General features: G+C 69.9%; 11 protein-coding genes. 4 read left to right on the forward strand and 7 right to left on the reverse strand.

Annotation, left to right across the window (positions count from 1 at the left end):
* The gene (locus EV647_RS05965; protein WP_166680227.1) at window positions 1-1,062 is read left to right on the forward strand and encodes an alpha/beta hydrolase; all 1,062 of its coding nucleotides are present in this window, start codon (window positions 1-3) and stop codon (window positions 1,060-1,062) included.
* On the opposite strand, the gene EV647_RS05970 is transcribed toward EV647_RS05965, so the two are convergent.
* Window positions 1,059-1,544 carry a GNAT family N-acetyltransferase gene (locus EV647_RS05970; RefSeq protein ID WP_133999570.1) on the reverse strand — a complete coding sequence of 162 codons (486 nt, stop codon included), beginning with the start codon at window positions 1,542-1,544 and terminating at the stop codon, window positions 1,059-1,061. The genes EV647_RS05965 and EV647_RS05970 overlap by 4 nt on opposite strands.
* A gap of 51 nt (window positions 1,545-1,595) precedes the next feature.
* On the opposite strand from EV647_RS05970, the gene EV647_RS05975 reads away from it, so the two are divergent.
* Window positions 1,596-2,153, forward strand: coding sequence for a TetR/AcrR family transcriptional regulator (locus EV647_RS05975; protein WP_133999573.1), 558 nt, complete (start codon window positions 1,596-1,598; stop codon window positions 2,151-2,153).
* 189 nt (window positions 2,154-2,342) lie between these two features.
* Window positions 2,343-3,290 (forward strand): hypothetical protein, encoded by a 948-nt coding sequence (locus EV647_RS05980; protein ID WP_133999576.1) that lies wholly within the window; start codon window positions 2,343-2,345, stop codon window positions 3,288-3,290.
* 42 nt (window positions 3,291-3,332) lie between these two features.
* Here EV647_RS05980 and EV647_RS05985 read toward each other — a convergent pair whose 3' ends face one another.
* The 5 genes from EV647_RS05985 to EV647_RS06005 all read right to left on the reverse strand — a co-directional run bounded on the left by EV647_RS05985 (window position 3,333) and on the right by EV647_RS06005 (window position 9,592).
* A complete protein-coding gene (locus tag EV647_RS05985) occupies window positions 3,333-4,769 on the reverse strand; it encodes an RNB domain-containing ribonuclease (RefSeq protein ID WP_133999581.1) in 1,437 nt (478 codons plus the stop codon).
* A 5-nt stretch (window positions 4,770-4,774) separates the two neighbouring features.
* Window positions 4,775-5,899: a bifunctional RNase H/acid phosphatase gene (locus EV647_RS05990; RefSeq protein ID WP_133999584.1), complete on the reverse strand. Its 1,125-nt coding sequence runs from the start codon at window positions 5,897-5,899 to the stop codon at window positions 4,775-4,777.
* Window positions 5,896-6,654 carry a zinc ribbon domain-containing protein gene (locus EV647_RS05995; RefSeq protein ID WP_133999587.1) on the reverse strand — a complete coding sequence of 253 codons (759 nt, stop codon included), beginning with the start codon at window positions 6,652-6,654 and terminating at the stop codon, window positions 5,896-5,898. Before EV647_RS05995 ends, EV647_RS05990 begins: the two co-directional genes overlap by 4 nt.
* Before the next feature lie 16 nt (window positions 6,655-6,670).
* Window positions 6,671-7,798 (reverse strand): Nif3-like dinuclear metal center hexameric protein, encoded by a 1,128-nt coding sequence (locus EV647_RS06000; protein ID WP_238177049.1) that lies wholly within the window; start codon window positions 7,796-7,798, stop codon window positions 6,671-6,673.
* A gap of 138 nt (window positions 7,799-7,936) precedes the next feature.
* Window positions 7,937-9,592, reverse strand: coding sequence for a glycoside hydrolase family 13 protein (locus EV647_RS06005; protein ID WP_238177050.1), 1,656 nt, complete (start codon window positions 9,590-9,592; stop codon window positions 7,937-7,939).
* A 109-nt stretch (window positions 9,593-9,701) separates the two neighbouring features.
* On the opposite strand from EV647_RS06005, the gene EV647_RS06010 reads away from it, so the two are divergent.
* Window positions 9,702-10,910, forward strand: a complete 1,209-nt coding sequence (locus EV647_RS06010; RefSeq protein ID WP_133999596.1) for an ROK family transcriptional regulator — start codon at window positions 9,702-9,704, stop codon at window positions 10,908-10,910.
* Window positions 10,911-10,922: 12 nt separating this feature from the next.
* On the opposite strand, the gene nagZ is transcribed toward EV647_RS06010, so the two are convergent.
* Entirely contained in the window at window positions 10,923-12,407 is a 1,485-nt protein-coding gene (gene nagZ / locus EV647_RS06015; protein ID WP_133999599.1) for a beta-N-acetylhexosaminidase, read from the reverse strand.
* Between the last annotated feature and the right edge of the window lie 155 nt (window positions 12,408-12,562).

Here is a 12,562-nt window from a genome sequence, read left to right on the forward strand (position 1 = left end):
GTGCAGCGGTCGGAGCCGGTGGCGTTGCCGGAGACGACCGGGAGTTTTCAGGTCGGGCGGCGGACGTACGAGTGGACCGACACGCCCCGCCGTGACCCGTACTCGAACGGCCCTCGCCGCCTCGCCGTCTGGCTCTGGTACCCGGTCGCCAAGGACACCACCGGCCGCCGCGTGCAGTACGCGCCGGGTGACTGGAGCGGGCTCCACCTCAAGGCACCGATCTCCTTGTTCCAAGGTCCGTTCGACACTCTCCAGGACCGTGCGCTCGATCGCGTCGCCGTCGCACCCGGTCGGTTCCCGGTCGTCGTACTGATGCCCGGTATGGGCCTCTCGGCTCCGATGTACGCCGCGCTCGCGGAGGATCTCGCCAGTCACGGGTACCTGGTCGCCGGCGTCACCCCGACGTACAGCGCGAACCTCACCGTGCTCGGCGGGCAGACCGTCGAGAGCAAACCGGACGCGAACCCGCCGAACCTCGGCGAGAGCACCGAGGGCGCGAAGCAGGTCGGCGATCACCTGGTCGGCGTCTGGGCCGCCGACGCGCGGTTCGCGGCCGGCATGGTCGCCAAGGAACTCCCGAACTCGGTCGAGCCGTCGGTCGGGGCGTCGTACGTCGGTCACTCGTTCGGCGGCGCGGCCTCACTCGAAGCCTGCCGGCTGGATGCACGCTGCGCAGCCGCGGTCGACCTCGACGGGATCCAGTTCGGTGACGTCGTGACGAAGGGAGTGAAGGCGCCGATCATGCTGCTCGGCGCCGACGACTCCTGTATCACCAGCGTCTGCGGCCCGGACGCGAAGAACGACCACGACCGGGACCGCGCCCTCTCGTTGCTCAAGGCAAGCACCGGTACGTCGTGGTGCGCCACGGTCCCGGGCACGCGGCACTTCAACTTCACCGACTACGGCGTCTACTACCTGGCGTACCCGCTGCGCAGATTCCTCCCGCTCGGCAAGGCCGGCCCGCGCCACGCGCTGACCATCACGAACGGTTACGTCAACACGTTCCTCTCCCACGCGATCTACAAGACCGCCGCCCCCGGCGCACCAGCCTGCAAAAGCTAGAGATCCAGCTCGTACGTCTGACCGACGAGGCTGTCGCCCCACATCTCGTGCACCTCGGAACCGGTGAGGCGGAACCCGCGCGACAGATAGATGTGCCGCGCCGCGACCAGCGGATCGTTCGTCCACAGCACCATCCGCTTGTAGCGGGCCGAACGGGCGAACGCCAGACACGTGTCGACCAGCTCGGCGCCGAGCCGGAGTCCGCGAGCAGCCGGCGTCACGAGCAGCAGCCGCAACTGAGCGGTCGTCTCGTCCGGCCCCCGCACGCAGAAGATGCTGCCGGCCCGCTCGCCAGCCACCTCGGCGATCCACGCGGCCTCGCGCTCGTCGTCGTGGTCGGACGCGTACGCCGACACGATCTGCGCGATCAGCGTCTCGTACGCCGGGCCCCAGCCGTACTCAGCCGCATAAATCTCCGCATGCGACTGCACGACCCAGCCGAGGTCTCCAGGCTGCCCCAGCTTCCTGATCAGTTTCGTCATCTACCCACCCGATCTACTGACACGACTGTTTCAGTAAGCAATACTAGCCCCGTGCCAACCACGAAGGAAGCCCCGTCCGCGCGCGAACAGGAACTCCTGGAGCGTGCGTACGCCTACTCGCTCACCCACGGGCTCGCCGACCTGTCGCTGCGACCGCTGGCGACCGCGATCGGCTCGAGCCCGCGGGTGCTGCTGTTCCTGTTCGGCAGCAAGGACGGCCTGATCCGCGCCCTGCTCGCCCGCGGTCGCGCCGACCAGCTCGAACTCCTCCGCCGGATCGAGCAGCAGTACGACGAGCCGCCCGGCCTGACCGTGATCGCACGCGAACTGTGGACCTGGCTCGCGGCACCCGAACGCCGGCCGCTGATGACGTTCTGGGTCGAGGCGTACGGGCGCTCGCTCGTCGCGCCGGACGGCCCGTGGTCGGACTTCGCCCGCTCAACCGTCGACGACTGGCTCGAGCTGCTCAAGACGAGCGCGCCCGAGCAGTCGGAGGCACGACGTACCGCCGTACTGGCGATGCTCCGCGGCGCCCTGCTCGACCTGCTCGCGACAGGCGACCTGCAGCGCACCACTGCCGCAGTCGAGGACTACCTGACGAGGCGGTGAAGCAGGTTCCAACCTGTCGGTGGGCGAAGTAGCGACCTGGCGGTGGCTCGGCTGTTCCCATTACGCACGAAGCCCTATACGGTGACGCACAGTAGACGGTCTAGACCGTCTCGGTGTGCGGGGATGGGCCGGGTTCGACTCCTGGCGGCACCGCAATTCCGCCCGTTCGGGGTGGAAGCAAGGGGAATCATGTCCAACACGAAGAACCGCCTCGCGGCGGCAGGATCCGCATTCACGCTGGCTGTCACAGCTGTCGGCATCTCGGTGCTCGGTGGTGGCGCGGCCGACGCCGGCGTCACCGGCCAGACCGCGACGGCCATCACATATCCGCTGGTCCGCAACTCGGTGGCCGAGAGCCAGGTTGTCAACTACAGCCTCGGCCAGAGCGACCTGCAGAAGGCGTTCGTCGCCCAGTTGTTCGCGGTCCCGGCGAACGGGGTCGACACGTCGGCCAAGCTGAAGGACGGCGTGGTGGCAGAGGTCGACCTCGCCCCGGCCGTCCAGACCAAGCTGAACAAGACCGGCCCGACGTACCTGAAGCACTGGGGCACGGTGCACCGCAACGTGATCGGCGCGGCCGATGCCGAACTCGCCACAACCTCCACCCAGTCGCCGCTCGGTGACGGCGCCCTCAGCCTGCACACCGCGTCCGCGACCGACAAGGTGGCTTTCGGCAACGAGGTGGACTTCGCCGGCCAGAACGTGAAGGACCTCGGCACGGTCGGCTTCTCGGTCTACACGACCGGCGAGAACAATGCCCTGGGCAACAACATGCCGAGCATCAGCTTCGAGATCGACCCGAATGTGGCCGCGGTGGCGTCGAACTACTCGTCGCTGGTGTACGCACCGGCCAACGGCACCGCCAACCAGTGGACGGCCTTCAACGCCGGCACTGACGCGGACAAGCACTGGGGCCTGACCGGTACCGCCTTCAACGGGACGGCGTGCTCGATCAACGGCGCCCGGTGCACCTGGACCGAGATGCTCGCCTACCTGGGCGACGGCGGCGATGAGGCCGAGCTCCTCACGGTGACGCTCAGCAAGGGCCGGGACTACGCGTTCTCCGGCGCGGTCGACGCACTGAAGTTCGGTGGCAAGACCTACGACTTCGAAGCCGCCGGAGTCTCCGTCAGCTAGCCGTCGGTTCGCCAAACGCCAGCGCCCACGAACCTGCTGTCGTCAGCCCTGAAGCAGTTCGAAGGCGACTGTGCGTTTGGCGATGTCCGCTTCGACGAGCTTCACGCGGACCTTCTGACCGAGCGGGAGCGCCGTGCCGGTGACGCGGCCCTCGATCGCGAACTTGGTCAGCGTGACGATGCCGCGGGTGTTCTCCTTGTCGTCCACGTCGGTGATCACGCCGTCGAACTCGGAGCCGACCTGATCCGCGACCAGACCCGCCTCGACCATGCCGACGATCGACCGCTCGTACGCGTGCGCCCGCCGGTCCGCGTCGTCCATGATCTTCGGGATCTCGTCCATCGACTCGCGCACCCAGGCCGGCACCTCGACGCCGGCCGACAGCGCGACGCAGATCTCCCCGGCCCAGCGGTCCACCAGCCGCCGCAGCGGCGCGGTGACATGTGCGTACGCCGCCTTCATCGCGGCATGCTGCGACTGCTCCGGCACCTGGCCGTCGAACGCCGTGTACCCGGCGCCGCGGAACAGCACCGTGCACGCCGCGAGCATCGCCGCGTGCGCCGGCACCTTCGGGTCGAGCCCGTGGATGAACTCGGCGTACGTCGCCTCGTCGGACCAGACGATCCCGAGCGCCTTGGCGGTGTTGCCGAGCTTGCGCCGCAGGTCGTCGTGCGACTCGGGCAGCGTGCGCAGGATGCCGATCCTGCCCTTCGTCATCAGCTGCGCGGCCGCCATGCCGGTGAGCAGCGAGATCTGCGCGTTCCAGCCCTCGACCGGCAGCGGCGCGCGGAACTCCAGGCCCCAGCCGTGGTTGGAGGTGACGACCTCCTGGTCCGGGATCGGAAGGTTGACGCCGCCGCGTTCCAGTTCGCGCTGCTCGCGGAGCTTCCCGACCTCACGCAACAGCTGCAACGACTCAGACGCCGTACCGGCGTCCAGATCCTTCTGTACGCCGGCGTAGTTGAGCTTCGCGCGCGACTTCACCAGGGCCCGCTCGCAGGTGACGCCCGTACCCTCGCCGGTCGCGTCCACCGTGATCGTCCACAGCAGCGCGGGACGCACCTGGTCGGGCAGCAACGAGGCCGCATCCTCGGACAGCTCCGGCGGGTGCAGCGGGGTCCGCTTGTCCGGGGCGTACAGCGTCTCGCCGCGGCGCCGCGCCTCGGCGTCGATCGGGTCGCCGGCCTCCACGAACGCGGCCACGTCGGCGATCGCGTAGTACACGGTGAACCCGTCACCGGTCCGCTCGATGTGCAGCGCCTGGTCGAGGTCCATCGAGTCCGGCGGATCGATCGTCACGAACTCGAGGTCGGTCCGATCGAGCTCCGGAAGCCGAGCCCTCCGGGCCGCCTCGAGAGCCGCGGCGGTCACCTCGGGCGGGAACTCCGCGGGCACCTCCTGCTCCCGGCGGATCTCCTGCAACGACGCCCGGAAGACCTCCGGAACGGCCTCGGCGAATCGAACCCTCTGCAGCGGCATAGGGGTCAGACTAGCGAGGGCTGCACATTGAAGGAGCGCAAGGACGCGAGGCCGTCGGCGTACCAGTGGATCTCGGTCAGCGTGGCCGGCCGCAGCTCCATCCGGAACAGCGCCGACATCGGGGCCTGGAGCACCGACCGGACCATCAGCTTGATCGGCGTCACGTGGGTGACCACGACGACCGTCTTGCCCGGGTACCGCGCGAGCAGACCGTCACGTGCCAACCGGGCCCGCCGGGCGCACATGTCGAACGATTCGCCACCGGGCGGGGCGACCGCGGTCGACTCCAGCCAGGCGTTCATCGCGTCCGGCCACTTCTGCTGGATCTCCGCGAACGTGTGCCCGTCCCAGTCGCCGAACGCGACCTCCCGCCAGTTCTCGTCCACGACCGGGTCGAGCCCGAGCTTCGCCGCGACCGCCGCTGCGGTCTCCTGGGTACGGCGCATCGGCGACACGACCAGCGCGTCGACCCCACCGATCCGCGACAGGTAGTCGGCGGCCGCCAGCGCCTGCACGCGGCCGGTGTCGCTCAGCCCGGGATTGTCGCCACCGGATCCGGAGAACCGCTTCTCCACGGTGTGCGGCGTCTCGCCGTGCCGCAGGAAGATCAGCTGTGTCGGCGGCTCGGTCTGCGGACCCCAGCCCTGCAACGCCTTCGCGAGGTCCGACGGGTCCTTCGCCACCACCGGCGCTGATCCGGCGAGGGCCGGCGTCAAGGGGATGTCGACGCCGTCGAGCGCGTTGTTCGCGAGCGCGTCGGCGGCCGAGTTCTGCGCCCGCGGCACCCAGGTCCACTCGGTCCCGAACGGCGCCAGCCCCTGCGCCTTGATCGCAAGTGGCTGCAGGTCCGGGTGCTTGATCTTCCAGCGGCCGGCCATCTGCTCGATGACCAGCTTGGAGTCCATCCGCACCTCGATCGAGGCGCCCGGCGCGTACTCCGCGGCGAGCTCGAGCCCCGCGATCAGACCGGAGTACTCCGCGACGTTGTTCGTCGTGATCCCGAGCGTCCCTCCCTGCTGCGCGATCACCTTCCGCGTCACCGGGTCGCGCACCAGAGCGCCGTACGCCGCCGGCCCAGGGTTCCCCCGCGATCCACCGTCAGCCTCGACGATCACATGGTCGTAGGTCATACCGCGCTCTCCGACGTCCGCACGAGGATCCGTCCGCACTCTTCACAGCGCAGTACGGCGTCCGGCGCGGCGGCCTTGATCGCGTTCAGGTCGGAGGGTGCGAGCTCCATCCGGCAACCCATGCAGCGCTTGCCGACGAGCGGCGCGGCGCCGATCCCGCCGTTGCGCTCCCGCAGCCGCTGGTACTGCGCGAGCAGTTGCTCCGGCAGCTCGGCCGCGACCGTGGAGCGCTTGTCACCGAGCTCGGCGCGCTGCTCGTCGAGCTCCTTGAGCGCGGCGTCGCGGGTGGTCTCCAGCTCGGCCTGCCGACCGGCGAACGCCTCTGCCCGGGTGCGCAGATCGGTCTGCACCGCCTCCGCGGCCTCGAGCTTCTCCATCACCTCGAGCTCGGCGTCCTCCAGATCGGAGATCCGGCGGTCGAGCGAACCGATCTCGTGCTGCAGGTTCTCCAGGTCGCGCGGCGAGGTGACCTGACCGGAGTCGATCCGCTGCTGGTTGCGGGCCTTGCGCTGCCGGACCTGCTCGACGTCGCTGTCGGCCTTCTTCTGCTCACGCTGCAGGTCGCTGACCTCGGTGTCGGCGGTGACCAGTTCGCGGTCGACCACGGACTTCTCCGCGATCAGCTCCTTGAGCGCCTGGTGCTCGGGCAACGACGCGCGCTTGTGCGCGACCTGATCCAGCTGCAGGTCGAGATCCTGCAGGTCCAGCAACCGGCGTTGGACGGCGGGCTCGGCGTTCAGAGTCGGCTCCTTCAAATAAGTGGCGGCGTGCTCAGATTCGCAGGGTCCATGTGTCCGTGCAGAGCGTCGAGATGTGAGTGTCCACGGTACTGCCTTGGGCCGCCAGTCCTTCGCGCAGGAGGCGGTCGGCGTCGACCAGCCACGGCCACTCGCTGGCCCAGTGCGCGACGTCGACCAGCGCGGGGTCGCCGTACGCACGGGCCTCGGTGGCGGGATGGTGCCGCAGGTCGGCGGTCAGATAGGCGTCCACGCCGGCCGCGCGCACCCGGTCGAACTCCGAGTCCCCCGCTCCCCCGACCACCGCGACGCTCTCGATCGTCCGGTCAAGGTCCCCGGACACGCGCACGCCGTGCTCGGTCTGCGGCAGGCTCTCCGCGACGAGCCGCGCGAAATCGGCCAGCGGCAGCGGCTCCGCGAGTACGCCGACCCGCCCGCCGCCACGCTCACTCGGCAACGCGGCCACCTCATAGATGTCGTACGCCGGTTCCTCGTACGAATGCGCCGCGACGAGCGCCTCGACGACCGCGCGGCGCTTGCGGCGCGGCAGCAGCATCTCGATCCGGTTCTCCGCAACGACCTCGATGTCCCCGACGCTCCCGATCGTCGGGTTCGCACCGGCGAGCGGCCGGAAGGTCCCCTCGCCGGTGCCGCTCCAGGCGGCTCGCTCGTAGTCGCCGATCTGTCCGGCGCCGGCCTTCGCCAGCGCGTCGAGCATCGCCTGCGTCTCCGCGACCGGGACGAACACGACGACCTTGTCCATCGGCTCGGCCGGCATCGCCTTCAGCGGCCGGGTGTCGCGCAGCCCGATCGCGGCGGCGAGCGCGTCGCTGACGCCGGGGTTCGCGTTGTCGGCGTTGGTGTGGCAGACGTGCAGCGCGACCCCCGCGCGGATCAGGTCGTGGATCACGCGGCCCTTCGGCGTCGTCGCGGCCACACTGTTCACTCCGCGCAGCAGCAACGGGTGATGCGTGACGAGCAGGTCGAACCCGCCGTCGATCGCCTCGTCGATCACGCCCCGCATCGGGTCGACGGCGAACAGGATCCGCCGTACCTCCTGCTCCGGGTCGCCGGTCACGAGACCGACCGCGTCCCAGGACTCCGCCCAGGCCGGGTTGTAGAGCCGATCGAGAACCGCGATCACGTCCGCAAGCGTCGTCACGCGCTTATCCTGACATTCCCGGAGTTGGGACGGATCGTGACGGGGGCAACCGCCCGCTGCCCCCGCCACGTCCATCAACACTCCGGCCAAGGGGGAGTGCCTCATACGGGACGGCTCGACCGGAGCGGGTCTGGGGTGCTAGATCAGCCAGGCGGTCGTGGCGCTGGGCAGCTTCTCGCCCTCGAGCGGTCCGCTGGACAGCACGACCGCCGCGTCGGGCAGCTCGACCGGGGCCGCGCCGAAGTTCGTGACGCTCTGCCAGCCGCCCGAGCGGACGAAGTGCAGAACGTCGTCGGAGCCGTCGATCCAGGTGAGCGAGCTGCCGGTGCGCAGCCCACGCCGTACGGCGAGAGCCTTGCGGTACAGGCTCAATGTCGACTCCGCGTCGTTCTCCTGCGCCTCGACGGAGTACGCGCCGAACCACTTCGGCTGCAGCAGGTGGGAACCGCCCGTGCCGAAGCCGAACGACAGGCCGCCGACGGTCCACGGCAGCGGCACGCGGCAGCCGTCACGGCCCTTCTCGGCACCCTTCGAGCGGAAGTACGCCGGGTCCTGCAGGTTCGCCGCCGGCAGCTCGCCGACCTCCTGCAGACCGAGCTCCTCACCCTGGTACAGGTACGCCGAACCCGGCAACGCCAGCATCAGCAGGGTCGCGGCTCGAGCGCGGCGCAGACCCAGCTCGACGTCGACCGTCGGCTCGGTGCCGTTGCTCAGCAGCCAGTCCTTGCCGTCCTGCCAGCCGCCCTTAGGGTTCTTCGGCAGGCCGTACCGGGTGGCGTGCCGGACGACGTCGTGGTTCGAGAACACCCACGTCGACGACGAGCCGTTCTCCTCGGCGAGCGCGAGATTCTCCTCGATCACCTTGCGGAACTTCTCGTACTCGAAGTCGGCCTGCAGCAGGTCGAAGTTGAACGCCTGCCCGAGCCCGTCGGCACTTGCGTACCGCGCCCGGCGGGCGGCCGGCACGAATGCCTCGGCGACCGCCGATCGCGGCGGGTCGTAGGTGTTCAGCAGCTTGCGCCAGTCCTTGTAGATCTCGTGGACGCCGTCCTGGTCCCAGAGCGGGTGCTGACCGTTCGACTCGGACTGCCGCGGCAGTGTGGTCTTCGACGGGAACGGCTCGGACAGGTCCTTCACGAGCGCGTGCGCGACATCGACGCGGAAACCGTCGACGCCACGATCCGACCAGAACTTCAGGGTGTCCAGGAAGTCCGCCCGTACCTCGGGGTGCTGCCAGTTCAGGTCCGGCTGCTCGGCCGCGAACATGTGCAGGTACCACTGGCCGTCGTCGGTCTGCGCCCAGGCGGAGCCGCCGAACACCGAGTCCCAGTCCGACGGCGGCTGGTCGGGGGCGCCGTCCGGGCCGTCGCGGAAGATGTACCGGTCGCGGGCCGGGTGACCCTTCGCGGCCTCGAGGGCCTCGACGAACCACTCGTGCTGGTTGGACGTGTGGTTCGGGACGATGTCGACGATCAGTTTGATGTTCTCCGCGTGCAGCGCGGCGACCAGCTCGTCGAAGTCCTCCAGAGTCCCGAGCCGCGGGTCGACGTTGCGGTAGTCGTCGACGTCGTACCCGCCGTCGGCCAGCGCGGACGGGTAGAAGGGGCTCAGCCAGACCGCGTCGATGCCCAGCGCCACCAGGTACGGGACTCGACTGATGATGCCGGGCAGGTCACCGACACCGTCGCCGTTCGCGTCAGCAAAGCTGCGCGGGTAGATCTGGTAGACGACAGCCTGCCGCCACCAGTCGGCCTGAGTCGTTCGGGTCGTCGGGGTCGTCTGCGGACGCGTCACGATCGCCTCACTCGGAATCTGCTGGTAACCCAGCGTTTATATATAGGCTCTAAATTTAGAATCTGCATGTATTCTGCGGTCGGTACGACGACGAGGTCAAGGGGCTTTCATGGCGAAACCACCGACAACGCCGCCCACGGCCACGCCGACGATGTTGCGCCGGGTGAACGCGGGCAAGGTACTAGGCGTGCTCACCCGCGCCCGGGTGATGACAGGAACCGGCCTGATCGAGGCCACCGGTCTCACCCGCGCGACCGTGCACGCGGTCTGCAACGACCTGATCTCGATGGGCTGGGTGGTCGAGCTCGACCCCGGCCGGACGTCGGTCGGGCGGCCGTCGCGGCGGTTCGAGTTCAACAGCCACGCGGGGTACGTGCTCGGCATCGACATCGGCGCGGCCAAGACGACGGTGCTGGTCTCCGACCTGCGGGGCGAGACGGTGGCCAAGGCCGGGCGGTCGGCCGCCGGCGTGAAGACGCCGAGCGAGCGGACCGAGATCGTGCACGAGACCGTCGTCGAGGCGCTCGCGTCCGCGGAGGTGTCAGACGCACAGGTCCTCGCTGCGGGCGCCGGGGTCGCGGCTCCCGTCGACCGGGACGGGAACATCCTGGTCGACGACGAGTTCTGGCGCCGCTTCGACGCCGGGCTCGCGCAGCGGCTGACCGAGCTGCACGGGTGGCCGGTCCTGCTGGAGAACGACGCCAACCTCGCGACCCTCGGGGAGCACTGGCGAGGCGAGGCGCGCAACGTCGACGACCTCGTCGTACTGCTCGCCGGTGAACGGTTCGGGTCGGGTCTGATGGACTCCGGCCGGTTGCTGCACGGCAGTCGCGGCGGCGCCGGCGAGATGGTGTTCCTCAAGCTGATCGAAGGGGTCGGCGACACCCACGGGATCGCCCGCATCGCCCGCGAGAACGGTACGGCGGCAGTCGCGGACGAGGCCGTGCACACGTCGTTGCGGGACCTCGCGACCGACGGCGAGGTGACCGCCGAGCAGGTGTTCCGCGCGGCCGCCGACGGCGACAAGGTTGCCCAGGGCATCCTTCAGGACATCGCCGCACGCACCGCGCGGGTGGTCGCGACGCTCGGCACCCTGTTCAACCCCGAGCTGGTGGTCCTGGGTGGCGCCGTCGCCGAGGCGGCGGCCGCTCTGCTCCCCGACCTCGAGGCCCACCTGGCCCGCTACACCAGCACTCCCCCGCGCGTCGCGGTCTCCTCCCTCGGCGACGCGATCGTCTCGGTCGGCGCGGTCCGCCACGCCCTCAACTACGTAGAACAGCACGCCCTCGACCTGGAACTCAGCTGCCGCCCGGTGTGAGGCACCGATCGATTACCGCTCGCGGGTCAGTTGGCGGGCGATGGCCTCCAGGACGATGACGTTGCGGCCGGAGGTGGTGGCGGACGGCACGCCCTGTGGGACGAGCGCCTGGTCCTCGGGGATGCCGGTGCAGAGCACGAAGACGTTGTCCGGGTGGCCCTGGACGAGGTGGTTCAGGGCTTCGCGCATCCACGGCGTACGGCCGGCGTCCTGGACGGCGATCACCAGCGGACGATCCTGCGCGGCCTTCGCCGCCTTGGCGATCGCGTCGTCCTGCGGCTCCCCGGTGTCGGTGAGGTGGTGCTCGCCGCGGAGTACGACGCCCTCGGCGCCGGGAGCGACCCGGGTGAAGACCTCAGGTAGCCCGGAGAAGTAGGGATTCCAGGCCGGGTGGAGACCCTGCGTCAGATCGATGACGTACGGCGTTGCCCCGAGCGCCGGGAACGTCTGCCCGGCGACCACGCGCGCGGCGACCTCGCGGATCGGAGCGCCGTCGAGGCCCGGCTGCCGGCTGCGCTGCCCGAGTGAGCCGGCGAGAGCCCGGACCCGGGCGGCTGCGTCGGCGACCCGCTCGGCGGGAAGCGTCCCGGCGCGGACGGCGTCGATCACGCGTGCGGTCAGGGCCTGCGGGTCCGCCGTACCGACCGCGATCATCGCGAGGTCCGCGCCGGCGCCGATCGAGGCGACCGCGGCGTCCTCGATCGAGCGGTTCTTGGTGATCGCCTGCATCTCGAGCGCGTCGGTGGTGATGACGCCGGTGAAGCCGAGCTCCTCGCGCAACAACCCGGTCAGCACCCGGTGCGAGAGCGTGGCCGGCTGGTCGTCGTACGCCGAGAAGATGATGTGCGCGCTCATCACGACGTCGGCGCCGGCCGCGATGGTCGCGCGGAACGGCGCGAGCTCGACGTCCGCGACCTCCTCGATCGAACGGTCGACGCGCGGCAGATCGGTGTGTGAGTCGACCGAGACGTCGCCGTGGCCCGGGAAGTGCTTCGGGCAGGCGGCGATCCCGGCGTCGTGGACGCCCTCGACGAACGCGACGCCGTGCCGCGCGACGACGTCCGCGGTCCGGCCGAACGAGCGGGTGGAGATGATCGGGTTCGCGGGGTTGCTGTTCACGTCGACCGACGGGGCCAGCATCAGGTCGATACCGATCGACGCCAGGGTCGCGGCCGCGTCCCGGGCCGCGGCGCGGGTCAGGTCGACATCGTCCAGGTCGCCCAGCAGGCGCGGCGACGCGAGCGGCCACGGGTTGGCCGGCGCGAGGTGGCTGAACTCGCCGCCCTCGTGGTCGATCGCCACGATCAGGTCGGGCCGCTCGGCCCGCAAAGCGGCCGTCAGCGCCGCTACTTGTTCGGCGTCCGCCACGTTGCGGGTGAACAGGATGACGGCCCCGAGCCCGCCCGCCACCGCCCGCCGGAGGTCGTCGGGAGCCGTGGTCCCGGTGAAACCGACGACCAGCGAGCCGGCCGCGTCACGATCCAGTTGATCACTCATCCCCTAACCCTCTCGCAGCCCCACCGCTGCGCGCCAGCTATCACCGACAGCTGATAATTAGCCGCCCCGAACGCTCGGAGGGGCATCGTTGTCAGGAGCGGACATGGCAATAACCTGCCTCCTTCCTGCGGGTTTTCCGTGATTACCGCGAATCA

Source organism: Kribbella sp. VKM Ac-2566, assembly GCF_004366005.1.
Classification (GTDB): domain Bacteria; phylum Actinomycetota; class Actinomycetes; order Propionibacteriales; family Kribbellaceae; genus Kribbella; species Kribbella pratensis.

Coding starts and splice junctions, on each gene's coding strand:
- EV647_RS05970 (WP_133999570.1), bottom strand. CDS start 1,544: ATGACGAAACTGATCAGGAAGCTGGGGCAGCCTGGAGACCTCGGCTGG.
- EV647_RS05980 (WP_133999576.1), top strand. CDS start 2,343: ATGTCCAACACGAAGAACCGCCTCGCGGCGGCAGGATCCGCATTCACG.
- EV647_RS05985 (WP_133999581.1), bottom strand. CDS start 4,769: ATGCCGCTGCAGAGGGTTCGATTCGCCGAGGCCGTTCCGGAGGTCTTC.
- EV647_RS05990 (WP_133999584.1), bottom strand. CDS start 5,899: ATGACCTACGACCATGTGATCGTCGAGGCTGACGGTGGATCGCGGGGG.
- EV647_RS06010 (WP_133999596.1), top strand. CDS start 9,702: ATGGCGAAACCACCGACAACGCCGCCCACGGCCACGCCGACGATGTTG.
- nagZ (WP_133999599.1), bottom strand. CDS start 12,407: ATGAGTGATCAACTGGATCGTGACGCGGCCGGCTCGCTGGTCGTCGGT.